The organism is Herbiconiux sp. UC225_62 (genome assembly GCF_042694625.1).
Classification (GTDB): Bacteria; Actinomycetota; Actinomycetes; order Actinomycetales; family Microbacteriaceae; genus Herbiconiux.
The window spans coordinates 2,913,498-2,937,207 of sequence record NZ_CP170551.1 but is presented as its reverse complement, the minus strand read 5'-3'; the positions used below and the strand labels follow the sequence as shown (position 1 = coordinate 2,937,207).

27 protein-coding genes are annotated in these 23,710 nt (G+C 68.3%); 3 read left to right on the top strand and 24 right to left on the bottom strand.

The window, feature by feature from the left end:
* Positions 1–68: 68 nt before the first annotated feature.
* The 7 genes from ACFJGU_RS14330 to ACFJGU_RS14300 form a co-directional block, all read right to left on the bottom strand.
* Positions 69–626 carry a DivIVA domain-containing protein gene (locus ACFJGU_RS14330; protein ID WP_382304174.1) on the bottom strand — a complete coding sequence of 186 codons (558 nt, stop codon included), beginning with the start codon at positions 624–626 and terminating at the stop codon, positions 69–71.
* A gap of 51 nt (positions 627–677) precedes the next feature.
* Complete coding sequence (locus tag ACFJGU_RS14325) at positions 678–1,640, bottom strand: phosphatidate cytidylyltransferase (RefSeq protein WP_382304173.1); 963 nt, start codon at positions 1,638–1,640, stop codon at positions 678–680.
* A 16-nt stretch (positions 1,641–1,656) separates the two neighbouring features.
* Positions 1,657–2,211, bottom strand: a complete 555-nt coding sequence (gene frr, locus ACFJGU_RS14320; protein WP_382304172.1) for a ribosome recycling factor — start codon at positions 2,209–2,211, stop codon at positions 1,657–1,659.
* A gap of 74 nt (positions 2,212–2,285) precedes the next feature.
* The gene (gene pyrH, locus ACFJGU_RS14315; RefSeq protein ID WP_382304171.1) at positions 2,286–3,008 is read right to left on the bottom strand and encodes a UMP kinase; all 723 of its coding nucleotides are present in this window, start codon (positions 3,006–3,008) and stop codon (positions 2,286–2,288) included.
* 125 nt (positions 3,009–3,133) lie between these two features.
* The gene (gene tsf / locus ACFJGU_RS14310) at positions 3,134–3,961 is read right to left on the bottom strand and encodes a translation elongation factor Ts (protein WP_382304170.1); all 828 of its coding nucleotides are present in this window, start codon (positions 3,959–3,961) and stop codon (positions 3,134–3,136) included.
* A gap of 79 nt (positions 3,962–4,040) precedes the next feature.
* Positions 4,041–5,066 (bottom strand): 30S ribosomal protein S2, encoded by a 1,026-nt coding sequence (rpsB, locus tag ACFJGU_RS14305; protein ID WP_382304169.1) that lies wholly within the window; start codon positions 5,064–5,066, stop codon positions 4,041–4,043.
* Between the two features lie 223 nt (positions 5,067–5,289).
* On the bottom strand, positions 5,290–6,783 hold the full coding sequence (locus ACFJGU_RS14300; protein ID WP_382304168.1) for a sugar porter family MFS transporter: 1,494 nt from the start codon (positions 6,781–6,783) through the stop codon (positions 5,290–5,292).
* Positions 6,784–6,935: 152 nt separating this feature from the next.
* Between ACFJGU_RS14300 and ACFJGU_RS14295 the strand changes: the two genes are divergently transcribed.
* Complete coding sequence (locus ACFJGU_RS14295) at positions 6,936–7,505, top strand: murein hydrolase activator EnvC family protein (protein WP_382304167.1); 570 nt, start codon at positions 6,936–6,938, stop codon at positions 7,503–7,505.
* Positions 7,506–7,595: 90 nt separating this feature from the next.
* On the opposite strand, the gene ACFJGU_RS14290 is transcribed toward ACFJGU_RS14295, so the two are convergent.
* From ACFJGU_RS14290 to ACFJGU_RS14245, 10 genes are all read right to left on the bottom strand, one after another.
* Entirely contained in the window at positions 7,596–8,522 is a 927-nt protein-coding gene (locus tag ACFJGU_RS14290; RefSeq protein WP_382304166.1) for a tyrosine recombinase XerC, read from the bottom strand.
* A gap of 59 nt (positions 8,523–8,581) precedes the next feature.
* Positions 8,582–9,472, bottom strand: a complete 891-nt coding sequence (locus tag ACFJGU_RS14285) for a phosphodiesterase (protein WP_382304165.1) — start codon at positions 9,470–9,472, stop codon at positions 8,582–8,584.
* 44 nt (positions 9,473–9,516) lie between these two features.
* Positions 9,517–10,827: a DNA-processing protein DprA gene (dprA, locus tag ACFJGU_RS14280; RefSeq protein WP_382304164.1), complete on the bottom strand. Its 1,311-nt coding sequence runs from the start codon at positions 10,825–10,827 to the stop codon at positions 9,517–9,519.
* 2 nt (positions 10,828–10,829) lie between these two features.
* On the bottom strand, positions 10,830–12,365 hold the full coding sequence (locus ACFJGU_RS14275) for a YifB family Mg chelatase-like AAA ATPase (protein ID WP_382310375.1): 1,536 nt from the start codon (positions 12,363–12,365) through the stop codon (positions 10,830–10,832).
* A complete protein-coding gene (locus ACFJGU_RS14270) occupies positions 12,362–12,721 on the bottom strand; it encodes a YraN family protein (protein ID WP_382304163.1) in 360 nt (119 codons plus the stop codon). The genes ACFJGU_RS14275 and ACFJGU_RS14270 overlap by 4 nt, the downstream gene beginning before the upstream one ends.
* Before the next feature lie 109 nt (positions 12,722–12,830).
* The gene (locus tag ACFJGU_RS14265; RefSeq protein ID WP_092555240.1) at positions 12,831–13,154 is read right to left on the bottom strand and encodes a DUF2469 domain-containing protein; all 324 of its coding nucleotides are present in this window, start codon (positions 13,152–13,154) and stop codon (positions 12,831–12,833) included.
* 41 nt (positions 13,155–13,195) lie between these two features.
* Positions 13,196–14,011, bottom strand: a complete 816-nt coding sequence (locus ACFJGU_RS14260) for a ribonuclease HII (RefSeq protein ID WP_382304162.1) — start codon at positions 14,009–14,011, stop codon at positions 13,196–13,198.
* Positions 14,008–14,808: a signal peptidase I gene (lepB, locus tag ACFJGU_RS14255; protein WP_382304161.1), complete on the bottom strand. Its 801-nt coding sequence runs from the start codon at positions 14,806–14,808 to the stop codon at positions 14,008–14,010. Before lepB ends, ACFJGU_RS14260 begins: the two co-directional genes overlap by 4 nt.
* 87 nt (positions 14,809–14,895) lie before the next feature.
* A complete protein-coding gene (gene rplS, locus ACFJGU_RS14250) occupies positions 14,896–15,243 on the bottom strand; it encodes a 50S ribosomal protein L19 (protein WP_092555233.1) in 348 nt (115 codons plus the stop codon).
* A 173-nt stretch (positions 15,244–15,416) separates the two neighbouring features.
* Complete coding sequence (locus tag ACFJGU_RS14245) at positions 15,417–15,923, bottom strand: hypothetical protein (protein WP_382304160.1); 507 nt, start codon at positions 15,921–15,923, stop codon at positions 15,417–15,419.
* 95 nt (positions 15,924–16,018) lie between these two features.
* Here ACFJGU_RS14245 and map point away from each other — a divergent pair, with 95 nt between their 5' ends.
* On the top strand, positions 16,019–16,789 hold the full coding sequence (gene map, locus ACFJGU_RS14240; RefSeq protein ID WP_382304159.1) for a type I methionyl aminopeptidase: 771 nt from the start codon (positions 16,019–16,021) through the stop codon (positions 16,787–16,789).
* Positions 16,790–16,792: 3 nt separating this feature from the next.
* On the opposite strand, the gene trmD is transcribed toward map, so the two are convergent.
* The 5 genes from trmD to rpsP form a co-directional block, all read right to left on the bottom strand.
* Entirely contained in the window at positions 16,793–17,524 is a 732-nt protein-coding gene (gene trmD / locus ACFJGU_RS14235) for a tRNA (guanosine(37)-N1)-methyltransferase TrmD (RefSeq protein WP_382304158.1), read from the bottom strand.
* 21 nt (positions 17,525–17,545) lie between these two features.
* The gene (locus tag ACFJGU_RS14230; RefSeq protein ID WP_382304157.1) at positions 17,546–18,475 is read right to left on the bottom strand and encodes a DUF559 domain-containing protein; all 930 of its coding nucleotides are present in this window, start codon (positions 18,473–18,475) and stop codon (positions 17,546–17,548) included.
* An 82-nt stretch (positions 18,476–18,557) separates the two neighbouring features.
* Positions 18,558–19,139, bottom strand: coding sequence for a ribosome maturation factor RimM (gene rimM / locus ACFJGU_RS14225; RefSeq protein WP_382310373.1), 582 nt, complete (start codon positions 19,137–19,139; stop codon positions 18,558–18,560).
* The gene (locus ACFJGU_RS14220; protein WP_092555221.1) at positions 19,132–19,368 is read right to left on the bottom strand and encodes an RNA-binding protein; all 237 of its coding nucleotides are present in this window, start codon (positions 19,366–19,368) and stop codon (positions 19,132–19,134) included. The genes rimM and ACFJGU_RS14220 overlap by 8 nt, the downstream gene beginning before the upstream one ends.
* Positions 19,369–19,370: 2 nt before the next feature.
* Entirely contained in the window at positions 19,371–19,841 is a 471-nt protein-coding gene (gene rpsP, locus ACFJGU_RS14215) for a 30S ribosomal protein S16 (RefSeq protein ID WP_382304156.1), read from the bottom strand.
* Positions 19,842–20,015: 174 nt separating this feature from the next.
* Here rpsP and ACFJGU_RS14210 point away from each other — a divergent pair, with 174 nt between their 5' ends.
* Positions 20,016–21,149, top strand: coding sequence for a glutamate--cysteine ligase (locus tag ACFJGU_RS14210; RefSeq protein WP_382304155.1), 1,134 nt, complete (start codon positions 20,016–20,018; stop codon positions 21,147–21,149).
* Here ACFJGU_RS14210 and ACFJGU_RS14205 read toward each other — a convergent pair.
* Together ACFJGU_RS14205 and ffh are read right to left on the bottom strand one after the other, a co-directional pair.
* Positions 21,146–21,952, bottom strand: coding sequence for an LLM class F420-dependent oxidoreductase (locus ACFJGU_RS14205; RefSeq protein WP_382304154.1), 807 nt, complete (start codon positions 21,950–21,952; stop codon positions 21,146–21,148). The genes ACFJGU_RS14210 and ACFJGU_RS14205 overlap by 4 nt on opposite strands.
* 63 nt (positions 21,953–22,015) lie before the next feature.
* The gene (gene ffh, locus ACFJGU_RS14200; protein WP_382304153.1) at positions 22,016–23,593 is read right to left on the bottom strand and encodes a signal recognition particle protein; all 1,578 of its coding nucleotides are present in this window, start codon (positions 23,591–23,593) and stop codon (positions 22,016–22,018) included.
* Between the last annotated feature and the right edge of the window lie 117 nt (positions 23,594–23,710).

The following is a 23,710-nucleotide window of genomic DNA, read 5'->3' as shown; positions in this document are numbered from 1 at the left end:
GCGGGAAATCGGATGCTGACGCACGATCGTTCAGCGGAATCCGCCGTGCGCGCAGGAATTCTCCGACGTTACCGAACGGCGAGCATCACATCGACGACGGCGTCGAGCACCGCGTCGACCTGGGCCTCGTTGTACCCGCCGCGGCGCGAACGGAAGACGACGGTGCGCACGTCGGTGACCGTGACGTCGGCGCCCGAGCGGAAGTACTCCGTGAGGGCGGAGGTGAAGGCGTCGACGTCCTTGGGGTGGTAGCCGACGCGCAGGAAGCCGGCACGCCGGAACTTCTGACCGTTGGGCCGCTCGAGGCGCGCGAGGATCTCGGCTGCGCGGCTGCGGGCGCTGGCGAACCACGCCTCGTCGCCCGCCGCCTGGTAGGCCCGGTCGCGCTCGCGCAGGGCGAAGGCGTCTTCGAGGCGTTCCAGGGCGGCGTCGACGGCCGGGGCGTAGTAGCCGCCCTTCTGCATCGTGAAGGCGGTGTGCCGCACGATGTCGCTGGTGAGCGTGTACGCCCCGGAGGACGCGTTGCGCTCGTCGTACGCCAGTCGCGCCTTGGCGAGGAACTCGTCGACCTCGTCGACGTCGTAGCCCAGGGTCGAGTTGCGGGTGCGGGGAAACGGTACGCTCACGGCTCTATTGTGCCAACGATTCGCTGGCAACTCCTCCCATGGCCGGTCGCGTCAGCTCGCGACGATGACCCAGAGCACGTAGGCGGCGGCCGCCGAGGGCAGGATCGAGTCGAGCCGATCGAGGAAACCGCCGTGCCCGGGAAGCCAGCTGCTCATGTCCTTGATGCCGATGTCGCGCTTCAGGAGCGACTCGCACAGGTCGCCGACCGTGGCGGTGATCGCGATCACGGCACCGAAGATGAGGCCGAACCACCAGGGCTGCTGGAGCAGGAAGATCGCGAGCAGCACGCCGCCGATCAGAGCCACCAGCACGGCGCCTGCCAGACCCTCCCAGGTCTTCTTCGGACTGATCGTGGGCGCCATCGGGTGCTTCCCGAAGTTCAGGCCGCTGGCGTACGCCCCGACATCCACCAGCACCACGACGATGATGAACGAGAGGACCCACCACTGCCCGCCCTCTTGCGATAGCAGCAGCACCGCGGCGCTCGCGAGGAACGAGACGTAGACCTGCACGAAGACCCCGGCGGCGACGTCGCGGACGAGACCGCGGGCATCCGGTCGCGGCGGAATGAACGCCACCTCCAGGAGCCGCCACACCACCACGAGCACCACGCCGGCGACGAACACCAGCCATTGACCCTCCGCGCCCCAGAAGAACGCCGCGGGCACGAGACCCACGCCCGCGATCATGCTGGGGATGCGGGGGACGTGGATGGAGGCGTGACGGAGCGCCGTGGCCAGCTCGAGGGTGGCGAAGGCGACGAGCACGGCCGCCAGGATCATGAAGATCCACTTCAGGAAGACCAGGCTCAAGACCATGACCGCGGCCAGCACGATGCCGATCGCGATGGCCGAGATGAGATTGCGTCCCGTGCGTTCCGCGATCTTCTCGTTCGCCTCGTCGAACTGCTCCTTGCGCGCCCGCACCTGCGCCTGGATGTCGGCGCGCGACAAGGAGCGCGCGCGCTTGACCTGCGGCGCCCCGGGAGGCTCGGGCTCGGAGTCGTGGCTCATGGGCGGCCGGTCGAGGTCAGACCTCGAGGAGTTCGGCTTCCTTGCGTTTCAGGGCGTCGTCGATGGCGTCGACCGCTTTCTTGGTGATCTGCTCGAGCTCCTTCTCGCCGCGCGACACCTCGTCGTCGCCGACCTCGCTCTTCAGCGCGTCGAGGTCGTCCTTGGCCTTGCGACGGATGTTGCGGATCGACACCTTGCCGTCTTCGGCCTTGGTGCGCACGATCTTCACATACTCCTTGCGACGCTCCTCGGTGAGGTCCGGAAGGGTGATGCGGATGATGTTGCCGTCGTTCGTGGGGTTCGCGCCGAGGTTCGGCACGTCGCGGATGGCCTGCTCGATGTCGCGCAGCGCGCCCTTGTCGTAGGGCGTCACGATGAGCGTGCGCGCTTCGGGGTTCTGCAGCGAAGCGAGCTGCGCCAGCGGCGTCGGCGTGCCGTAATAGGGCACCAGGATCTTCTGGAACAGCGCGGGGTTCGCGCGCCCGGTGCGGACGTTGGAGAAATCGTCCTTCGTCACCTCGACGGCTTTGTTCATGCGTTCGGTCGCATCGGCCAGTACATCCGCAATCACGGGAACTCCTTAGTGAATCAGTCGTGACAAGTGTAGTCAGTGGGGGCGCCGGTGGCCCGGAACCGGATCGCGGCTCAGTGGCTCGTGGCCACCAAGGTGCCGATCCGTTCACCCCGGATGGCCTTGGCCACGTTGCCGGCGGGCTCCATGCCGAAGACGTGCATCGGCATCCCGTTGTCCATGCAGAGGCTGAACGCGGTGGAGTCGACCACCTTGAGGCCCTTCTGCAGCGCCTCGTTGTAGGTGAGCTTCTCGAGCTTCACGGCGTCGGCGTCCACGCGCGGGTCGGCGGAGTAGACCCCGTCGACCCCGTTCTTGGCCACGAGCACCTCGACCGCGTGGATCTCGAGCGCGCGCTGGGCGGCGACCGTGTCGGTGGAGAAGTACGGAAGTCCGGCGCCGGCGCCGAAGATCACGACGCGGCCCTTTTCGAGGTGACGGATGGCGCGGCGGGGGATGTACGGCTCGGCCACCTGGGTCATCGAGATCGCGGACTGCACGCGGGTCTCGGCCCCGGCCTGCTCGAGGAAGTCCTGCAGGGCGAGGGCGTTCATCACGGTGCCGAGCATGCCCATGTAGTCGGCTCGGCCACGGTCCATCCCGCGCTGCGAGAGTTCGGCGCCGCGGAAGAAGTTGCCTCCGCCGACGACGATCGCGACCTCGACCTCCTTGGCCGCTTCGGCGATCTCGCGGGCCAGGCTGCTCACCACGTCGGGATTGACTCCGAGGGCTCCGCCCCCGAATGCCTCACCGGAAAGTTTGAGTAGTACCCTGCGCTTGGCTTCCGGCTCTGACATGCAGATGCGTCCCTTCGTCGTTCCCGTGTTCAGGCTACCGTTACCTGTCCCGTGCCCGGGGCTCCGGGCAGCGAAAAGGCCCGAGCCGATGATCGACCCGGGCCTTCCCTTCGTTCATTCCGTGATTACGCGCCGACCTTGAAGCGGGCGAAACCGGTGACCGTGATGCCGGCATCCGCCAGCACCTTGGCGACGGAGAGCTTGTTGTCCTTCGCGTAGTCCTGCTCGAGCAGGGCGACCTGCTTGAAGTAGGCCTGCACGCGACCCTCGACGATCTTGGGCAGAGCCGCTTCCGGCTTGCCCTCGTTCTTCGAGATCTCGGTCACGATCGCACGCTCCTTCTCGACGGCGTCGGCGGGGACGTCGTCGCGGGAGAGGTACTGGGGGTCGGCGAAGGAGATGTGCTGCGCGATGGAGCGAGCGGTCTCGGCATCCGAACCCGTGTAGGCCACGACCACGCCGACCTGCGGGGGCAGGTCCTTGGAGGTCTTGTGGAGGTAGATCTCGAAGTTCTCGCCCTCGAGGCGCGCGATGCGGCGCAGCTCGATCTTCTCGCCGAGGATCGCGGCTTCGTCGTTGATGACGTCGGCCACGGTCTTGCCGTCGGCGGGGGCGGCGAGGGCCTCCTCGACGGTCGACGCGCCGGCGGCGGCGCTGGCGGCCAGCACCTTGTCGGCGAGGGCGATGAACTTCTCGCCCTTGGCCACGAAGTCGGTCTCGCAGGCGAGCTCGATCAGGGTGGCGGCGCCGTTCTCCTGGGTCGCGGCGACGAGGCCCTCGCTCGTGGAGCGGTCGGCACGCTTCGCGTTGCCCTTCGCACCCTTGAGGCGCAGGATCTCGACGGCCTTCTCCATGTCGCCGTCGGCTTCGACGAGGGCGTTCTTGGTGTCGACCATGCCGGTGCCGAGCTGCTCGCGCAGCGCCTTGACATCAGCCAGGCTGATTGTTGCCATGTTTGTTCAAACTCCTTGAAAAGTTGGTGACGGTGTCAGCATGCCGCTCCCGCGTGGTGCACGCGTGAACGGCGGGCGACTACTCGGCGGCGGGAGCCTTCTCGGCCTCGGTGGCCTCGGCCTCGATCTTCGCCTCGGCCTCGGCGTCGGAGACCACGTGGTGCTCGACCACGAGGGTCTCGTCGGTGATCGCGGCGAGGTCGGCTGCGGCCTCGGCGTCGGCGTCGTTCTCCTCGGTGGGGGTCTCGGCGGCGATGACCTCGGCCACGGCCTCGGTGTTCACCTCGCCGGAGATCTCACCGTCGACGGCCTCGATCTTCTCGGCCTCGCTCTGCGGGTTCTCGGAGGCCTGCAGCAGCTCGCGCTCCCACTCGGCCAGCGGCTCGGCGGGGGCGTCGCCCTCTTCGGGCTTCTGGTGACGCTGGATGAGGCCCTCGGCGGCGGCGTCGGCCACGATGCGGGTCAGCAGGGCGACGGAGCGGATCGCGTCGTCGTTGCCCGGGATCGGGTAGGTGACCTCGTCGGGGTCGCAGTTGGTGTCGAGGATGCCGATGACCGGGATGCCCAGCTTCTTGGCCTCGTCGATCGCGAGGTGCTCCTTCTTGGTGTCCACGACCCACAGCGCCGACGGCGTCTTGGTGAGGTTGCGGATTCCGCCGAGCGACTTGTGCAGCTTGTCGAGCTCGCGCTTCTTGATGAGCAGCTCTTTCTTGGTGAAGCCGCTCTTCGAGGTGTCCTCGAAGTCGAGCTCCTCGAGCTCCTTCATGCGCGCGAGGCGCTTGGAGACCGTCTGGAAGTTGGTGAGGAGGCCACCGAGCCAGCGCTGGTTCACGTAGGGCTGGCCGACGCGGGTCGCCTGCTCGGCGATGGACTCCTGGGCCTGCTTCTTCGTACCGACGAAGAGCACGGTGCCGCCGTGGGCGACCGTCTCCTTGACGAAGTCGTAGGCCTTGTCGATGTAGCCCAGCGACTGCTGCAGGTCGATGATGTAGATGCCAGAACGCTCGGTGAAGATGAATCGCTTCATCTTCGGGTTCCAACGGCGGGTCTGGTGCCCGAAGTGAACGCCGCTGTCGAGCAGCTGGCGGATGGTGACGACGGCCATTGCCGTACTCCTTCTGTTCTCGGTTTGCTCCGCGACGACGGCCGCGGATCCTGGTGCCCGGCACGCATCCAGCCCGTTGGCGTTCTCTCGAACACGGGACCGATCGGATGCTGCTGCCTGGTGGGCACGCGAAGTCACCCCGACGAGCGGGGTGCTCCGAGAACTATAACACTTCGCGCCGCGCCTCCTGCTGGGCGGCTACTGCTGGGCTTCTGCTGGGCGCCTACTGCTGGGCCACGATGCGGTCGCGCTTGCGCACGACCTTCAGGCTGTCCATGCTCTCGAGCGAGCGGCCCTTCGTCTCGGGCACCGCGAAGAACACGAAGACGAACGACACGAGGGCGAAGAAGGTGTAGAGCCCGTAGGTGAAGGCGAGCGAGAAGCTCGACAGCGCCGGGAAGGTCTCGGTGATGGCGAAGTTCGTGAGCCACTGGGCCGCGGCCGCGATGCCGAGTGCCTTGCCGCGGATGCGGTTCGGGAAGATCTCGCCGAGCAGCACCCAGACGATCGGACCCCAGGTGGCGCCGAAGAAGATGACGAACAGGTTCGCACCGACCAGGGCGAGCGGGCCCCAGGCTCCGGGCAGTTGCGGAGCACCGTCGACCAGGACGGATTGCGAGAACGCCACGGCCATGAGGCCGAGGGACACGACCATGCCGGCGGAACCGGTGAGCAGCAACGGGCGCCGGCCGATCTTGTCGACGAAGAAGATGGCGACGAAGGTCACGGCCACGTTGATGATGCTCGTGACCACCGAGATCGTGAAGCTCGTGGAGGCGTTGGTGGTGTCGAAGCCGACCGAGCTCCAGAGGCTGGTGGAGTAGTAGAAGATGACGTTGATGCCGACCAGCTGCTGGAACATCGACAGCAGGATGCCCACCCAGACCACCGGGAGCAATCCGAACATCTTGCCGCGCAGGCTCGCGGTGCGGGCGTTCTCGCGGTCTTCCTTGAGCGACTGCTCGATCTCGGCGAGCGCGTCGTCGACCTCGCTCGTCGGCATCACGCTGGCGAGCACATCGCGCGCGTCATCCTGTCGGTCCTTGCCGGCGAGGTAGCGGGGAGACTCGGGCAACCGCCAGGCCAGGAGGCCGTAGACGATGGCGGGCACGGCGCAGGCCACGAACATCCACCGCCAGGCATCCGCGCCGAACCAGAGCGGCTCGTTCGCGCCGCCCGCAGCACCTTGCAGCAGGGTGTCGGAGAGCAGGGCCGCGAAGATACCGAGGGTGATGGCGAGCTGCTGCAGGCTGGCGAGTGCGCCGCGCACGGCCTTCGGTGCGATCTCGGCGATGTAGGCCGGGGCGATGACCGAGGCGATGCCGATGCCGAGACCGCCGATGACGCGCCAGATGATGAGGTCCCAGACGGCGAAGGCGAAGCCCGAGCCGATCGAGCTGACGAGGAAGAGGCCGGCGCCGATGAGCATCACCGGGATGCGGCCGATCCGGTCGGCGAGACGTCCGGCGAAATAGGCACCGATCGCGCAGCCCAGCAGGGCGGAGGCGACGGTGAAGCCGCTGAGCAGCGGCAGGTCGCCGAGGTTGAAGTCCTCTTCGATCGCCTTCACCGCGCCGTTGATGACGGAGGAGTCGAACCCGAAGAGGAATCCACCGAGCGCCGCGGCGATGGAGAGGGCGATGACTTTACGGCGGAGTCGCCGTGCACTGGCGTGGTCGTCGACCGCTCCGCGAGTGGCAGGCTCATTCGAACTCATGACGGACTCCTTCGTGCCGATCGGATCGGGGTGCAGGCTGTCTCGTCCACTCCCCCACACATCCGATATTGGCACGGTTCCTCCACCGACGTATCCCTCGGACACTCTTGCGGCGCAAAATCGGCGATCGTGTCGGGATGAGACGCGGTGCGATGAGATCGGTCCGAGGCGGGGTGGCGCTGCTGCTCACGCTGGTAGTGAGCGGGACGGCGGTGGCGCGCGGCGAGCCGGCGGTGGCGGGTGCACGGAGCATGGCGACTGGGTCGGCTTGGCGCGCGGACGGTGACCCCGAGGGTCCCTCGTGGCGGTGGCCGGTGGGTGCACCGGTGGTGGTGACGGCGGAGTTCGTGGCGCCGGCCACCAAATACGGCGCTGGACATCGGGGAACCGACCTCGCGACCGCGCCGGGCACTCCCGTGCTCGCACCCCGTGACGGCGTGGTGGCGTTCGCCGGCGCGGTCGCGGGCCGGCCGGTGGTCTCGATCGATCATCCGGGCGACTACCGCTCGAGTCTCGAGCCGGTGGTCGCGACGATCGGCGTCGGCGACGTCGTGCAACGCGGCCAGGTGATCGGCACGGTCGGCTCGGGCGGTCACTGCGCGGCGATGTGCCTGCACTTCGGCGTACGCCTGCACGGCGACTACGTGAATCCACGTGGCCTGATCGGTGACATCCCGCGGGCGGTCCTCCTCCCCCGCCGTTCAGCCGCCGGGGCCCCATAAGCCGAGCCGCGGGTCGGGCGCATGGGTGCGTCAGGCTCGGCGGCCGGCCGGTCGGGCGTGCCGCGGTTGCGGGGCGGGGGCGGGGGTGGGTCAGGCGCGGGGGTGGGCGGCCTGGTAGGAGGCGCGCAGGCGCTCGACGGTGACGTGGGTGTAGATCTGGGTGGTGCCGAGGCTGGCGTGGCCGAGCATCTCCTGAACGGCGCGGAGGTCGGCGCCCCCGTCGAGCAGGTGCGTCGCCGCGGTGTGCCGGAGCGCGTGCGGGCCGGCCGGCCCGCCGCCTGGCACGGCCTCGAGCAGACCGGACACCAGTTCGTACACCGACCGGGTGCCGAGCCGCCCGCCCCGGACGCCCAGGAACAGCGCAGCGCTGGGCCGGCTGGCGGCGGTCGCCGAGCGGCGTTCGAGGAGGCTGCGTCGTGAGCGGCTGAGATAGTCGGTGAGCGCGTGATAGGCGGGCACGCCGAAAGGCACGATGCGCTCCTTCGAGCCCTTGCCGACGACGCGCACCGTGCGCCGGTCGAGATCGAGGTCGTCGATGTCGATGCCGACCACTTCGGAGACGCGCAACGCCGATGCGTACAGCAGCTCGACCACCGCGAGGTCGCGTATCGCCACCGGATCCCCGTCAGCGGCCGCCGTGTGGAGCACCTCGAGCACCCCGTTCATCGAGTCGCCGGAGAGCACCCGCGGAAGCGTGCGATCGGGCTTCGGTGCCCGGAGACGGATGGCCGCGTCGATCTCGATCCGCCCCGTCCGCCGTAACCATGCCGAGAAGGTCTTGGCCGTGGCGGCTCGCCGCGCGAGGGTGGATTTGGCGAGTTCACGTTGGGACGCCGCCCACAGCCAGTCCCGGTAGAACGGTAGATCGAGATCGGCCACCTCGACGATGCCCCGCGATCGGGCGAAGGTCTCGAGATCGGCGAGATCCGACCCGTACGATCGCACGGTGTGCGCGGAGTAGCCGCGCTCGAGGAGCAGGTACCGCTCGTACTCGGCACGCGCCTCCGGGATCTCCACCCCTCAAGCATCCCTCGCGGGCGCGGGATTCCTCTGAGCCGCCGACGCGTGTTCCGGCGTCAGGCTTTCCGCTGACGCGAGAAGGCTTCGAGCCTCTCGTCGGCTGGGAGGGCCATGACACGCTCCACGAAGGCGTTGTCGAATCCGGACACCACGGGAAAGTCGCCGATCGGCACCGTCGAGTGCACGATCCGATCGTCGTAGACGTGCACGATCGAGAACGACTGGCCGCCACCCAGTCCCGTGAGTCGCCCACGGGGGGCCGCGACATCCATGGTGTAGCAGGTGGCCGCGGCGACCGACACGGGCACACCGGCGAAGAGGCTGTGGGTCGAGTAATGCAGGTGCCCGCCGAGCACGGCGCGCACGTCGGTGCCGCGGATGGCCTCGGCCAACTCGTCTTGCCGCTGCAGCTCGAGGATCGGCATGAGCGGGATGGTCGTGGGGATGGGCGGATGGTGCAGCGCGACGATCGTGCCTTCCGGTGCCGGGGTCGCGAGCTCGGCGCGCAGCCACTCGAGCTGCTCGGCCGACAGCTCGCCGTGGTGGTAGCCGGGAACGCTCGTGTCGAGCGCGATCAGGCGGAGACCGCCGAGACGGATGCTCGTCACCACCGGTTCGGTCAGCGGCTCCTCGTCGAGCAGTTCGACGCGCATCCGGGCCCGATCATCGTGGTTGCCCATCACCCAGAGCACCCGCGACCCGAGCCGCTCGGCGGCCGGCTCCACGATTCCGCGGATGCGACGGTACGCGTCGTCTTCGCCCAGATCGGCGATGTCGCCCGTGAACACCAGTGCCTCGGGCCGGATTCCCGACCCTTCCAGCTGGAGCAACGCCTGCGTCAGCGTGGCATCCGTGTCGACCTTGCCGTAGAGCGGCTGTTCTTCCGCCAGGAAGTGTGTGTCACTGATGTGGACGATCGTGTGCAGGGGCTCGCCGTATTGCGCCATGGTTTCCAGTCTCGCAGATCTCCGTCGGCGGACCCGTCGTGCGTTCACAACCGTAACCAACCGTTCTCGTTCTCGTAGGCGCCGCCCTCGAGAGCAAGCACCCCGAGCGTGACCGCGACCGCCCGGGGCGCCATCCCGGTTCGCCGAGCCAGGTCGGGGACGCCGCGAGGCGACCGGGCACTCAACGCGTCCAGCACCCGCACTGCGTCAGGGCCGCCCGAGGCGCGCGATTCCGTGGCTCGCCCGCCCGCCTTCGCAGCAGACGGGCGGCCAGGCTCGGACGATGTCGATGATGATGACGCGGACGGGCCGGGGTGAGCGGCGCCTGCGGCCGGCCGGGCATCCGGCGACCCGAGCACCATCTCGACCACGTCGGCCGCCGAGGTCACGCAGACGGCGTCGTATTCGCGCAGCAGACGGTGGCATCCCGCCGAGGTGACGCTCGTCACAGGACCCGGCACGGCGCCGAGGGGCCGCCCCAGTGCTGCCGCGTGGCCGGCCGTGTTGAGCGACCCGGAGCGCCGGCCCGCCTCCACCACCACCGTCGCCTGACTCGCGGCGGCGATCAACCTGTTGCGCTGGAGGAAGCGCCACTTGGTGGGAGAGGATCCGCAAGGGAGTTCCGACACGACGGCCCCGGACGCCGCGATGCGGAGCAGGAGGTCGTGGTGCGCCGCCGGGTACAACCGATCGACACCGCCGGCCAGGAACGCGATCGTCGTGCCCCGACTCGCAAGGCAGGCGCGGTGTGCCATGCCATCGATGCCGTAGGCCGCTCCGGAGACCACCGCGAAGCCGCGGTCGCTGAGGCCCGAGGCCAGATCCATGGCGACGTGCTCCCCGTAGTTCGTGGCGTCACGGGAACCGACGATGGCGATCGCACCTCCGGGGTGACCCAGCGCGCCGGCGTCGCCGCGCACCCAGAGCCCGATTGGAGCGTGCCCACCCAAGACGTCGAGGGCGCTCGGCCACATCGGGTCGCCCGGCGTGACGAATCGTGCTCGACATGGGATCGCCGCCCGCAGCGCCTCGACCACGAGCCTCGACGAGAGCCTCGGGCGCCACCGCTCGCAAGCCGAGGCCAGATCGGCGACGCCGAGTTCGACCGGTGCTCCCGCTTCTCCGGCGGCGGCGAGCCAGTCCTGAGGCGCACGCCCTTCGATCAGCATCGACAACGCCCGGTCGGCACCGATCGACTCGAGGAGCATCCCGGCCACACCGTCTCCCGGCTCGACGAGCACCGACCACGTGGCGGTGGCGAAGATGCGGGCGACGGCGTCGTCGTCGAGCTCCAGAGCACCTCCGTTCACCGCCTCGACGAGCGACCGCACGAGCGACCGCTCCAGCTGATGCACCCTCACAGCGCCACCGACTTCCGCAGGAAGAGCGCCCAGCCGACGTGGTCGCTGGTGGGGGCGGGAGCCTCTTCGAGATCGGCGATGGTCCACGCGACCCGGAGCACGCGATCGTAGCCGCGCATCGTCAGGGTGCCGCGCTCGAGCGCGCGGTCGATGGCGGACGTGGCGCCGAGCGGAAGGCGGCGCGCACCGGAGCGGAACCAGGAGCCGGGCACCTCGGCGTTCGTCTTCCACGGGGTGCCGGCGAGGCGCTCCCGCGCCACCGCTCGAGCCTTCTCCACCCGTGCCCGGGCGGCCTGCGTGGACACACGCGACCCTTCGTCGCTCATCAACCGCACCGCCGAAGCGGTGACGCGGTTCACCCGCAGCTGGAGGTCGACCCGATCGAGGAGCGGACCCGACATCCGCGACAGATAGCGTCGGCGCATCATGGGCGTGCAGGTGCACGGGATGTCGGAGGTGCCGAACTGCCCGCAGGGGCACGGGTTGGCAGCGAGCACGAGCTGGAACCTCCCCGGGAAGTGCGCGACGGCGGCCGCGCGGTGGATGGTGATGGTGCCGGATTCGAGGGGCTGCCGTAGCGCGTCGAGGACCGCGGTTGGGAACTCGGGGGCCTCGTCGAGGAAGAGGATGCCGTGCGCGGCCCGAGCGGCCGCACCGGGCCGGATGACCTTCGACCCTCCCCCGACCAGGGCGGCGGCCGACGAGGTGTGATGCGGACTCTCGAGCGGCGGCCTCGTGAGCAGACCGTTCACCGGCCGACCCGCGAGCGACGACAGAGAGGTGACCACCAGCGCCTGCTCGGCGTCGAGATCGGGCAGCAGGCCGGGCAGCCGTTCGGCCAACATCGTCTTGCCGGCACCCGGCGGCCCGAGCATCATCAGGTGATGGCCCCCTGCCGCCGCGACCACCAGCGCCTCGACCGCGTCGGGGTTGCCCACGACGTCGGCCAGGTCGCCGACCGATTCCGCGGACCGCGGCCCGGCCACGGGCCGGATGGGCTCCACCGGATTCGGCTCGAGGTCGGCGCCGTGACGGATCAGGGCGTCGCGCAACGACGCCACCGTGACGATCTCGACATCGGGCACCAGCAGCGCCTCGTCTTCGTTGCCCTGGGGCACCACGAAACGCCGGAAACCGGCAGCGCGGGCGGCGACGATGGCGGGCAGCAGCCCCTGCATCGGCCGCACCCGCCCGTCGAGACTCAGCTCTCCGAGATGCACCACCGACGCGATCGCGTCGACCTCGACGGCCCCTTCGGCGGCCAGGACGGCGACCGCGATGGCCAGGTCGTAGGTGGACCCCTGCTTCGGCAGCGAGGCCGGCGAGAGGTTCACCACGATCTTCTTGGCCGGCAGCGGGCACCCGTCGTTCGCCGCCGCGGCCCGCACCCGGTCTTTGGCGTCGGAGAGTGCCGCATCCGGGAGCCCGATGATCTGGAAGCCCGGGATCTGGTTGGCGATGTGCGCCTCGACCTCGACCACGGCTCCCGTCATGCCGAGCAAGGCGACCGAGAGTGTGCGCGCAACCATCAGCACACGCCTTTGAGGTGGTGGATGCTCGGCTCGCCGAACTCGGGCCACAGGATTCCCACCACGTCGACCCGCACATCGGGATGTCGCACCCCAGGATGATCAGCGACCCATGCCGCCGCGAGCAGATGCAACCGTTTGAGCTTGGCAGGGGTGATGGCCTCGAAGGGATGCCCGAACGCATCCGAGGTTCGGGTCTTGACCTCCACGATCGCGAGCACCGCCCCGTCGTGTGCCACGATGTCGATCTCGCCCACCGGGCAGCGCCAGTTGCGCGCCACCACCCGTAACCCCGACTTCGCGAGCCACTCCGCCGCGAACTCCTCGCCGCGCCGACCCAGATCGTCTTTCGCTTTCATTGCTACCTCCACGACAAGGCTGCCGGGAGGGCGAAAGGCGCGGAGTGGGTCGACCGAATCTGGGGACGGTTGGGAGCTTCACCCGCAGATGTGCAGGAGTGGACGAGCGTTACTCGTCGAGCGCGAGTTCCTTCGGAAGCTCGAAGTCCTTGCTCGAGAGCTCCTCGACGTTCACGTCTTTGAAGGTGAGCACGCGCACCGACTTCACGAAGCGGTCGGAACGGTACACGTCCCACACCCACACGTCGTTCATGGTGAGCTCGAAGTAGAAGTCGTGCTCGGTGTCGCGGCGGGCGAGTTCGACCTCGTTGGCGAGGTAGAACCGGCGCTCGGTCTCGATCACGTATTTGAACTGCGAGACCACGTCGCGATACTCGCGGTAGAGCGCCAACTCGACCTCTCGGTCGTAGTCTTCGAATTCGTCGTCGTCCATCGTGGTTCCAGTCTAGGCCGCGGAATCGTCGGCCGTCGCCCTCAGGCGCTCCAGGCGTCCGCGGCGTCGAGACCGTCGAGCGCGTCGGCGGGCTCCTCCAGCGGAGCGGACATCATCTTGCTCAACCAGGTGTGCCGATGCAGCTCCGAGGGTCCGTGCGAGAGGATCGCGTCGCGATGCTCCTCGCTCGCGTACCCCTTGTTGCGCACCCAGCCGTAGTGCGGGAAGGCGCCGTCGTGCTCGATCATCAACCGATCACGGGCGACCTTGGAGATGACGGATGCGGCGGCGACCGAGGCGCAGTCACGGTCGGCCTTGATCCGCGTGCGAATGGTCAGCGGACGCGACACCGCCGGAGTCAGCCAATCCCACTGGCCGTCGAGGATGATCGTGGCCGACGACACGTCGACGCCGGCCGCAGCCAGCTCGTCGAGCGCCCTCGCGCCCGCGAGCCCCAGGCAGGCGCTGATGCCGATCCGATCGATCTCGAGCGCCGAGGCGTACCCCACGGCATGCGCCAGGCTCCAGGACCGGGCGATGGGTGCGAGTTCTTCACGGCGCGGCTCGGCGAGCATCTTCGAATCGCGCAACCCCTTCGGCACCGACTTCGTGGCGCGCACGTCGATCACGCACAGCCCGACCGCGACCGGCCCGGCGAGCGCACCCCGGCCGACCTCGTCGCATCCGATCACCAGACCACTGTGCGGCGGCTCGGGCGGCGGGACGGACACATCGACCGGGACGTCGATCGGCAGGCCCCCGTCAGCGGGCACGACGGGCGCCGCTGCCCGGCGCCGCCGTCCGAGCCCGACGATCTCGCGCTCGAACTTCAGGGTGGGGTCGGCGACCGGGGTCATTCGTCAGGCCCCGCCCCGGCGCTCGTGGGCTTCGGAGCCCCCACCTCGGCGGGTGCCCCATCCGGGATGCCGCTGAAGACGTCACCGTAGTTGTCGAGCCAGGTCCAGTGGTCGGCAGGCCAGGTGACGAGGATGGCGCGTCCCACCACGTTTCCTTCGGGCACGAAGCCGTTGCCCGGCTTGTCCTGGTTGAACCGGGAGTCGGCGGAGTTGTAGCGGTTGTCGCCCATCACCCAGAGCGAGTTCTCCGGCACCGTGATGTCGAAGGGCTCTTGCGAGACGGCGGAGACCCCGTCGGGAAGCTTCAGATAGGCCGTCTCGTCGAGCGGGACGCCGTTCACCGACATCTGCCCCAGCGCGTTGCAGCAGACCACGTGGTCGCCCGGCAGGCCTATCACGCGCTTGATCAGATGGTCGTTCGCGTCGTCGGCGGCGAGGCCGACGCCCTCCAGCACCCAGTCGATCGCCGCGGCGAGCGGGTTCTTCTGCGGCTCGGCGGTCGGCGGCAGCCAGCCACCCGGATCTTTGAACACCACGACGTCACCGCGCGAGAGCGGCATCACGTTCGGTTCGAGCTGATTCACGAGGATGCGGTCGTCGATCTGCAGGGTGTTCTCCATCGACCCGGAGGGGATGTAGAAGGAGCGCACCAGGAACGTCTTGATGAGGACCGATGCGAGCAAGGCGATCAAGAAGATGATGAGCAGATCGCGGAGGAAGAGCCACGCGCTCCGGGATCGCCTCGGACGCTGGTCGTCCGCTTCTTCTGCCCGCGAGGGCAGGGATGTTTCTGTCATTTAACCGCCTGAGCTCCCGAACCACTGTAGTGGTCGGGAGCTCAGGATAATCGACGTCAGCCGTGAGGCGTGCAGCGAATTCGGAGACTACGCGTCGCGCTTCTCTTTGATCTTCGCCTTCTTGCCACGGAGGTTGCGGAGGTAGTACAGCTTCGCGCGACGGACGTCACCGCGGGTGACGACCTCGATGTGGTCGATGACGGGCGAGTGCACCGGGAAGGTACGCTCGACGCCGACCTGGAAGCTGACCTTGCGCACGGTGAAGCTCTCGCGCACGCCCTCGTTCTTACGGGCGATCACAACGCCCTGGAAGATCTGGATACGCGAGCGCGTACCTTCGATGATGTTCACGTGCACCTTGACGGTGTCGCCGGCACGGAAGTCGGGGATGTCGGTGCGGAGCGAGGCCGCATCGACGGAATCGAGGATGTGCATGGTGTGTTCGCAATCTGTGCCCGCTCACAGGTCGAGCACGGCTTCGAAGTCAGTAGATGATGTGCCGGATGATTGCTGGCTCCCCTGTGGCAGAGCCGGGCCGTGGCACAAGGGTCAATTGTGCCATAGATCGCGGCCGCCGTGCAAAGCGCCCCGGATCGACGGCGAAGCGCTCAGATGCGCGGTGGGACCGTGCGGTCGCTGGTCTCGATCACGATGTACTCGCCGTCCATGCGCGGCTTCCGCGGCGGGCTCTGCAGGCGCGTGGCCTGCTGCGCCTGGGCCTCGAAGGCCGCCAGGGTGGCGCGCACCCGGCGGCGCGTCTCGACGACGAGCTGGATGATGCCCGACCAGAAGAGGGCGATCACCGCGACGACCGAGAGCGTGCTGAGGAGCGCGGTGGCCGGTGTGAAGAACCCGATGGCGACGATCAGACCCTGCAGGATCGTCAGCAGGCCCACGTCGAGCCACGAGACCGCACGCTCGGCGCGGACGTCTTTGCGGGCGAAGATGAGACCCGCGGTGGCCAGCATGGCGACCGTGAGCATCATGACGCCGACGATCAGCCCGATGATCTGCCAGCCGGTTGCCGCGAACACGCCCCAGCCCACGAGGATCCAGGCCGGGAGGATCACCGCGGCAGGGAATTGCCAGTAGAAGAAGGCCCGACGGATGATCACCACTCCAGAGTATGCAGCTACTCCGGATGTTCGCTGAGACTCCGATCGGTAGGGTCTTCATGGGCGCCATGGAATGCCCGGGGAGAGGAACACCGATGATCGAGCTCAAGACACCGGCCGAGATCGAGCAGATGCGCCCGGCGGGCGCCTTCGTCGCCGAGGTGCTGACGGAGCTGGCGTCGCGGGTCGCCGTCGGCGTGAACCTCCTGACGCTCGACCGGATCGCGCACGAGATGATCCGCTCACGCGGAGCCGAGTCGTGCTACATCGACTACCACCCCTCCTTCGGCGCCTCGCCCTTCGGCAAGGTGCTCTGCACGAGCGTCAACGACGCCGTGCTGCACGGGCTTCCGTACGACTACGCCCTGCGCGACGGCGACGTGCTGAGTCTCGACTTCGCGGCATCCGTCGACGGCTGGGTCTCCGACTCCGCGCTCACCGTGATCGTCGGCTCGCCGCGCTCGGCCGAGGACACCCGGCTCATCGAGGTGACCACCGAGGCGCTCGCGGCCGGAATCGCCGCCGCTCAGCCGGGCGGACGTCTCGGCGACATCTCGGCCGCGATCGGTGCCGTCGCCACGGCGGCGGGCTACGGCATCAACACCGACTTCGGCGGCCACGGCGTCGGCCGGACCATGCACGGCGACCCGCACGTGCCGAACAACGGTCGCGCCGGGCGAGGGCTGCCCTTGCGCGCGGGACTGGTGATCGCGATCGAGCCGTGGTTCCTCGAGACGACCGACAAGATCTACACCGACAAGGACGGCTGGACGCTGCGGTCCTCCGACGGCTCGAACGGCGCCCACATGGAGCACACCGTGGCCATCACCGAAGACGGGCCGCTCGTGCTCACGGCGCGGTCGTAGCGCCTACTCCTCGGAGGGCTCGACCGGCAGCAGATCGGGCCGCACCCGACGGGTGCGCTCGAGCTGCTGCTCGCGGCGCCACGCGTCGATCGCCTTGTGGTTGCCGCTCAGCAGAACGGGCGGCACTTCGAGCCCGCGCCACTCGGCGGGCTTGGTGTAGCTCGGATACTCGAGCAATCCGTCTTCGTGCGACTCCTCGACGAGGCTCTCGGGGTTGCCCACGACGCCAGGGATGAGGCGCCCGATCGCCTCGATCATCGCCATCACCGCGACCTCTCCCCCGTTCAGCACGTAGTCTCCGATACTCACGAGCCGCACCTCTGCGCGCGTGGCGGCGTGATCGAAGACGCGCTGGTCGATGCCCTCGTACCGGCCGCATCCGAAGATCAGGTGATCGCGATGGGCCAGCTCGCGGGCCATTTTCTGGGTGAACACTTCGCCGGCGGGCGAGGGGAAGATGACGAGCGGAGCGGATGCGTCGGAGTCACCCGAGGCGTGAGGGCTCGCGTCGCCGAGCAGGTCGTCGAGCGCCTCGCCCCAGGGCTCAGGCTTCATGACCATGCCGGCTCCGCCGCCGTAGGGTGTGTCGTCGACCGTGCGGTGACGGTCGTGCGTGTACTCGCGGAGGTTGTGCGCCGAGACGTCGAGGAGTCCGCTCTGACGGGCCTTGCCGAGCAGCGAGATGTCGAGCACGTCGAAGAACTCGGGGAAGATCGTGACGACGTCGATGCGCATCCCCACAGCCTAACCGCGGGGTCAGAGCAGTTCGGTGCCGGCGCCCAGACCTGCTCGGAGCTGACGCGGCGACCACCGGTGTTCGTCTCGGGCGACGATCGCGCGGATCACGGCGACCACCCGCTCCCACTCGTCCATCACCTGCGCGTAGCTGAGGCGCAGCACGAGGTAACCGAGTTCGGTGAGCGCGAGGTCGCGGCGGCGGTCTTCGAGGTAGGCGGCGGGCTTGGTGTGCCATTCGCGGCCATCCGTCTCGACGACGAGTCGGTCGCCGACGAGGAGGTCGACGTTCCCGACGCCCCGGATCGTCACCTGGCTGCGCGACGCGATGTTGTAGCGGCGGAGGCCGAGGCGCGCCTTGGTCTCGAGGCCGGAGGCGGCGTTCGGGTCGGTGAGGGCGAGGTAGGCGCGAAACTTCTCCGGCAGGTCTGCGCAGAGGAACTCGAGTTCCGTTGCGGTCATGCGCGCTTGCTTCAGCGCGGAGTCGAGAGTGACGATCGCGTCGATCTTGCTCTGGCAGGTGATCGAGTGCAGGAGCGCCCACGCGAAGGAGTCGACCGGACCCTCCGGCTCGTCAAGGAACTGAGCACGATGGGAGCGGTGCAGCGCGATGCCGAAACGATCGGGGCGGCCGAGGGGCACCCGGCGATCGTGGGGAGAGGAGAGGTTCTGGGCGTCGGCGGGTACGCGGATGTGGAGACGATTGTCGGTCGCGCACCATATGTCGTGGCGTTTCAGCACGGTCAGACACGAGAGTCTGCCTCCCACGCGCACCGCACGCACCACGACGGACGGCGCTTCGGGGAGGCTCACCCAGCCGCGGCGGAGTCGCAGCAGCGACCCACGCGCCACGGCGTTGTTGAGGGCGGGCGCCGAGACGCCGCGCTGGGTGAGGTAGTCGTTCGACGCGACGCCGCCTGCAGCAGCCAGAATCTCGAGCAGATGAGCCATGCTCACCATCATGATGATGAGTTACTACCAAAATGAAGAGGACCGACCCGCTATACGCGGTCGGTCCTCTTCATTTGCGTAGTTATTCGGCGGGAGGCGGCGCGGGGGCGGCCTCGGGCTCGTCGGGGAGGTCCTCGAAGAGGCCGGCCGGCGGCGTGACCGTGACGATGCCCGTCTCGAGGTCGACCGAGGGCACGATCGCCTTGACGAACGGCACCATCACATCGCCCGCCGCGGTCTTCACGATCAGCAGATCCTGCGCCGGCATGTGCTCGACGAGGCGCACGGTGCCGACCGGCTGGCCGTCACGCACGACGCGGAGGCCGATCAGCTGGTGGTCGTACCAGGCGTCGTCCTCGGGCTCCTCGGCCGCCTCGTCGAGGTCGATCCAGAGGATCGCCTTGACCAGCCCCTCGGCCGCACTGCGGTCGGGAATGCCCTTGAAGAAGCCCACCGGATGGCCGTTGTACCAGCGCAGCTCGGTCAGTTCGAGCGATTTGCCGTGCCAGGGCGACGAGGTCGGCACCTGCAGGGTGAACACCGCGCCCGGAACGAAACGTCGTTCCGGGTCGTCGGTGAACAGCTCCAGTTTGATCGCGCCCTTCAGGCCGTGGGCCTTCAGCAGCCGACCCACCCGGAGTTGGGTCTTGTTGTTCTCAGTAATCGGTGTCCACCACGTCTACACGCACGCGCTTGCCATCGGCGAGCGCGGTGACGAGGGTGCGCAGCGCCTTGGCGGTGCGACCGGAGCGCCCGATCACGCGGCCGAGGTCATCGGGGTGCACACGCACCTCGAGGACCTCGCCGCGCGGGGAGCTCTTCGTGATGACACGAACCTCGTCGGGATTGTCGACAATCCCCTTGACGAGATGCTCGAGAGCCGGAGCGAGCAAGGTCAGGCCTTGTCCGCTGCGTCGGCGATCTCAGCCGTCTCGGAGTCGGTCGCCTCGGCAGCCTCGGCGTCGGCAGCAGCCTCGGCCTCGACAGCGGCTTCCTCGACCGGAGCGGCCTTCGGCTCGGCCTTGGGCTTCAGCACCGGCTTCTTCTTCTCGTCGGCGACGAAGGCTTCCTTCTCGCCCTTGACGCGAACGGTCGACACGGCGTCCTTGTCGCCCTTGAACTTGCCCCAGTCGCCGGTGAGCTTCAGCAGCGCGGCGACCTGCTCGGTGGGCTGGGCGCCGACCGAGAGCCAGTACTGGGCACGCTCGGAGTCGACCTGGATGACCGAGGGCTCCTCGGTCGGGTGGTAGAGACCGATCTCTTCGATGACACGACCGTCGCGCTTGGTGCGCGAGTCGGCCACGACGATGCGGTAGTAGGGCGCGCGGATCTTGCCCAGGCGCTTCAGACGGATTTTGACAGCCACAATTCTCCTGTGTGATGTAAAGGTGGGCGAACTGACAGCCGTGAGCGTGGGGGCACACTCGGCAAAAGCTCTAAGGGAATCCATGCCGCCTGATTAGAGGGTCGGGCGAGGATGGACTCGACTGGCTATTCTGACAGATAACGCGGCAGAAGCGGTAATTCCCGAAGGGCTCCCATGCAGATCACGTTCGCCGAGTCGAAGCGTTCCACCCTCGGCGTCGAGTGGGAGGTCGCTCTCGTCGAGCGGAGTTCCGGCGACCTCGTCTCGGTGGCCGGGGAGGTTCTCGACACCCTGCGCGGACCGGATGGCACCCCGCACCCCCAGATCACCAACGAATTGCTCCTCAACACCGTCGAACTCGTGACGACGGTGCACGAGCGGGTGGCCGACGCGGTCGCCGATCTGCAGGCGCAGCTCGCCGAGGTGCGAGCCATCACCGACCCGCTCGACGTCGAACTGATGTGCGCCGGCTCGCATCCCTTCGGTCAGTGGTTCGAGCAGACCGTCACCGACAAGGAGCGCTACCACAAGCTCATCGACCGCACCCAGTGGTGGGGCCGCAACATGATGATCTGGGGCATCCACGTTCACGTCGGCGTCGACGACCGCGAGAAGGCGCTTCCGATCGTCAACTCACTGCTCAACTACTACCCGCACCTGCAGGCCCTCAGCGCCTCCAGCCCTTTCTGGGGCGGGGTGAACACGGGGTACGCGAGCAACCGCGCGCTGATGTTCCAGCAGCTTCCGACGGCGGGGCTCCCCTACCAGTTCGGCAGCTGGGCGAACTACGAGGAGTACGTCGACGACCTCATCAAGACGGGCGTCATCAGCGACCACACCGAGGTGCGCTGGGACATCCGGCCGAGCCCGCAGTGGGGCACCGTGGAGATGCGCGCCTGCGACGGGCTCTCCAGCCCCGAAGAGATCGGGGCGGTCGCAGCCTTCATCCAGTGCCTCGTCGACGACATGTCGGCGCGACTGGATGCCGGCGAGGAACTCCCGACGATGCAGCCCTGGTTCGTGCGCGAGAACAAGTGGCGTGCCGCCCGCTACGGCATGGACGCCGAGATCATCCTCGACTCCGACGGCAACGAGCAACTGGTGACGGATGCCGTGCGCCGCGAACTCGAACGCCTCGCGCCCACCGCGGAGCGGCTGGGCTGCACCGCCGAACTCGACCAGGTGAACCTGATCCTGTCCGGCGGCGCGAGCTACCAGCGCCAGCTCCGGGTGGCCGAGGCCAACGGCGGAAGCCTCCGCGCGGTCGTGGCGTCGCTCACCCGCGAGCTGCGGCACGGTCTCGGCTAGCTGACCCCGTCGCGCCAGGCCACCAGGTCGCGCACGCCCTGCATGTCGAGGTCGGGTCCGGTGATGCCGAGGGTGAAGAGGGTGACGCCGAGTTCGAGCTGGCGGTCCATGTCGGGCAGCGCGTCGCCGCGAGCGCCGCGCGTGCCCACGGAGATCTCGATCTCGGAGCGGTCGCGGCCGACCTTCTCGCACCACTCGCCGAGCACGCCGAGCTTGCGCTCGAGGGTCGCGGTGTCGGAGAAGGAGTGCCAGATGTCGGCGTGCTGCGCCACGATGCGGAGCGTCTTCTTCTCACCCCCACCGCCGATCAGCACCGGGATGTCACGGGTGGGCGCCGGGTTCAGCTTCGCCCAGCGGGCCTCGATCCGGGGCAGCGCCTCGGAGAGCGAGTCGAGGCGGGTGCCGGGGGTGCCGAACTCGTAGCCGTACTCGTCGTAGTCGCGCTCGAACCAGCCCGAGCCGATGCCGAAGACGAGGCGGCCCGGGGCACCGTCCTTCGCCGAGATGTGGTCGACGGTGCGGGCCATGTCGGCCAGCAGATCGGGATTGCGGTAGCTGTTGCAGGTCACCAGCGGACCGAACTGGATGCGCGAGGTCTGCTCCGCCCATGCCGCCAGCATGGTCCACCCCTCGAAGTGCAGGCCGTCGGGCTCACCCGAGAGCGGGAAGAAGTGGTCCCAGTTGAAGGCGATGTCGACGCCGAGGTCTTCGAGCTCGGCGAGGGTGTCGCGGATGGTCTGGTAGGACGAGTGCTGCGGGGCGATCTGCACGCCGATCCGGATCGGCCGAGAAGAAGTTGTCATGCAGCAAGCTTATTTTCCCGCCGGCCCTGCGGATGACCACCGGATGAACGGCGGGTCGACCGGCTAGCGAAGGAAGCGCTGCAGGGCCTCGAGCTCCTCGGGGCTCGGGTTCGGGGTACCGTCGGCCGCCTTCGCGCCCAGTCCGAAGCCCGCTCCCCCACCGCTTCCGGCCGCGATGGCCGGCTTCTCGCCCGCAGCACGAGCCGCGTTCTCGGCCGCGCGCTTCGCCGGGTTGCCCGAGCGCGATCCGCTCTTCTTCTTCGCCTGCTGCTTGCCGCGGCCGCCGCCGAAGCCGGCACCGGGGATGGGGCCCATGCCGGGAACGTTCGGCACGCCTCCCTTGGCGACGGTCTTCATCATCTTCGACGCCTGCTCGAAGCGCTGGATGAGCGAGTTCACATCGGTGACCGTCATGCCCGAACCCCGCGCGATGCGCAGGCGCCGCGATCCGTTCAGCAGCTTCGGGTTGCGGCGCTCCGCCTTCGTCATCGACTGGATGATCGCCTCGGTGCGCACGATCTCCTTCTCGTCGAAGTTCTCGAGCTGCTGCTTCAGACCGCCCGCGCCGGGCAGCATCCCCATCATCTTCTTGATGGAGCCGACGTTGCGCAGCTGCTGCATCTGTTTCAGGAAGTCTTCGAGCGTGAACGAGTCGGTGGCGAACTTCTCCGCGACCGCGCGCGCCTCCTCCTCGTCGAAGGCCGACTGCGCCTGCTCGATGAGCGAGAGCACGTCTCCGAGGTCGAGGATGCGCGACGCCATGCGGTCGGGGTAGAACGGCTCGAAGTCGTCGAGCGTCTCACCGGTCGACGCGAAGATGATCGGACGCCCCGTGACCGACGCGACGGAAAGGGCCGCACCACCGCGGGCGTCTCCGTCGAGCTTGGTGAGCACCACGCCCGTGAAGTCGACGCCCTCCTGGAATGCGCGGGCCGTGGCCACGGCGTCCTGTCCGATCATGGCGTCGATGACGAAGAGCACCTCGTCGGGGTCGACGGCCCGGCGGATGTCGGCGGCCTGCTTCATCATGTCGGCATCGACGCCGAGACGGCCGGCGGTGTCGATGATGACGGTGTCGTAGAGCTTGTCGGTGGCGAACTTGATGGAGTCCTTCGCGACCTTGACCGGGTTGCCGACTCCGTTGCCCGGTTCGGGAGCGAAGACCGGCACACCCGCCTGGCCGCCCACGATCTGCAGCTGGTTGACCGCGTTCGGGCGCTGGAGGTCGGCGGCGACGAGCAGCGGCGTGTGGTTGTCCTTCGCGAGCCACTTGGCGAGCTTGCCCGCGAGCGTCGTCTTACCGGCACCCTGCAGGCCCGCCAACATGATGATGGTCGGCGGTTTCTTCGCAAACTCCAGCCGGCGCTGGGTTCCGCCGAGGATCTGCACGAGCTCCTCGTTGACGATCTGCACCACCTGCTGGGCAGGGTTCAGGGCCTTGTTGACCTCGTCGCCGAGTGCGCGCTCGCGCACCTTGCCCGTGAAGTCCTTGACGACCTCGAGCGCGACGTCGGCGTCGAGCAGGGCCCGGCGGATCTCGCGAACGGTCGAGTCGACGTCAGCGGGGCTCAGCTTTCCCTTCGTGCGGAGGTTCTTGAAGGTTTCGGCGAGCCTGTCCGAGAGAGTTCCAAAAGTAGCCATCGTGCATCCAGTTTAACCGGTCCGGGCTGACAGTCGGGCGAGGGGTGGCGACGGGGCGGAGGGAGCCGGATCGCGCATCCGTTTCATTAGCCAAGCTAATGAGCGTATGCTAACTAC

Excerpts from the sequence above, each read along its gene's own strand:
- ffh (WP_382304153.1), bottom strand. The coding sequence starts at position 23,593 with ATGGCTACTTTTGGAACTCTCTCGGACAGGCTCGCCGAAACCTTCAAG.
- lepB (WP_382304161.1), bottom strand. The coding sequence starts at position 14,808 with ATGACAGAAACATCCCTGCCCTCGCGGGCAGAAGAAGCGGACGACCAG.
- ACFJGU_RS14285 (WP_382304165.1), bottom strand. The coding sequence starts at position 9,472 with ATGGCGCAATACGGCGAGCCCCTGCACACGATCGTCCACATCAGTGAC.
- ACFJGU_RS14325 (WP_382304173.1), bottom strand. The coding sequence starts at position 1,640 with ATGAGCCACGACTCCGAGCCCGAGCCTCCCGGGGCGCCGCAGGTCAAG.
- pyrH (WP_382304171.1), bottom strand. The coding sequence starts at position 3,008 with ATGTCAGAGCCGGAAGCCAAGCGCAGGGTACTACTCAAACTTTCCGGT.
- rplS (WP_092555233.1), bottom strand. The coding sequence starts at position 15,243 with ATGCACATCCTCGATTCCGTCGATGCGGCCTCGCTCCGCACCGACATC.
- ACFJGU_RS14205 (WP_382304154.1), bottom strand. The coding sequence starts at position 21,952 with ATGACAACTTCTTCTCGGCCGATCCGGATCGGCGTGCAGATCGCCCCG.
- ACFJGU_RS14270 (WP_382304163.1), bottom strand. The coding sequence starts at position 12,721 with ATGAAAGCGAAAGACGATCTGGGTCGGCGCGGCGAGGAGTTCGCGGCG.
- ACFJGU_RS14230 (WP_382304157.1), bottom strand. The coding sequence starts at position 18,475 with ATGGCTCATCTGCTCGAGATTCTGGCTGCTGCAGGCGGCGTCGCGTCG.
- ACFJGU_RS14260 (WP_382304162.1), bottom strand. The coding sequence starts at position 14,011 with ATGACCCCGGTCGCCGACCCCACCCTGAAGTTCGAGCGCGAGATCGTC.
- ACFJGU_RS14300 (WP_382304168.1), bottom strand. The coding sequence starts at position 6,783 with ATGAGTTCGAATGAGCCTGCCACTCGCGGAGCGGTCGACGACCACGCC.
- ACFJGU_RS14295 (WP_382304167.1), top strand. The coding sequence starts at position 6,936 with ATGAGATCGGTCCGAGGCGGGGTGGCGCTGCTGCTCACGCTGGTAGTG.
- rpsB (WP_382304169.1), bottom strand. The coding sequence starts at position 5,066 with ATGGCCGTCGTCACCATCCGCCAGCTGCTCGACAGCGGCGTTCACTTC.
- map (WP_382304159.1), top strand. The coding sequence starts at position 16,019 with ATGATCGAGCTCAAGACACCGGCCGAGATCGAGCAGATGCGCCCGGCG.
- ACFJGU_RS14210 (WP_382304155.1), top strand. The coding sequence starts at position 20,016 with ATGCAGATCACGTTCGCCGAGTCGAAGCGTTCCACCCTCGGCGTCGAG.
- ACFJGU_RS14265 (WP_092555240.1), bottom strand. The coding sequence starts at position 13,154 with ATGGACGACGACGAATTCGAAGACTACGACCGAGAGGTCGAGTTGGCG.
- trmD (WP_382304158.1), bottom strand. The coding sequence starts at position 17,524 with ATGCGCATCGACGTCGTCACGATCTTCCCCGAGTTCTTCGACGTGCTC.
- tsf (WP_382304170.1), bottom strand. The coding sequence starts at position 3,961 with ATGGCAACAATCAGCCTGGCTGATGTCAAGGCGCTGCGCGAGCAGCTC.